Below are 475 nucleotides of genomic sequence, written 5' to 3'. Positions count from 1 at the left end.
TGTTGATTTGCTCGCGGATTTGACCCTCTCCATTTGACCCACCTTCCACCGTCTACCAAAGGCGGCCACGCGGTCGTACGACCCTTCATATCCCAGCTCTTTTAAATCCAGGAACATCTGTTTCAGAGTTCTTCGTTGCTTGCGAGATTTAACGGATTCCGCGGTCAGCCAAGCGGAGAGCCTGGGAGCAAACTCATCAAGAGAGCTAGGCGAACGCCTAGCTGAGTATGCTGGCTCGATCGCGTCTGACCGGATATAACGGCGAACCGTATTACGGGAGATGTCTAGGCGACGGGCAATTTCCCGGATTGAGATATGGTCTCTGATGTACCAGCGTCGAATAATTCCAAGTAGGGCCACGTTTATCACTCCGTTCTCCCGCTCGCTATCATGAGCAGGATTGTGGTCTAAACATGGGTCAACTTAGGATGCAAATTTCCGAGGAAAGTGGGTCAGATTTAAATGCAATTCAACA

At 50.5% G+C, this 475-nt stretch carries 1 protein-coding gene; it reads right to left on the bottom strand.

The window, feature by feature from the left end; translation table 11 throughout:
- On the bottom strand, window positions 1-369 hold a 369-nt coding region (locus FYB76_RS26525), incomplete at its 3' end, for an HTH domain-containing protein (RefSeq protein ID WP_154135605.1).
- Between the last annotated feature and the right edge of the window lie 106 nt (window positions 370-475).

This window comes from Herbaspirillum sp. CAH-3, from assembly GCF_009668275.1.
Taxonomy (GTDB): Bacteria; Pseudomonadota; Gammaproteobacteria; order Burkholderiales; family Burkholderiaceae_D; genus Herbaspirillum; species Herbaspirillum aquaticum.
The sequence above is the reverse complement of the archived record's forward strand: the minus strand, read 5'-3'. Positions and strand labels throughout refer to the sequence as shown.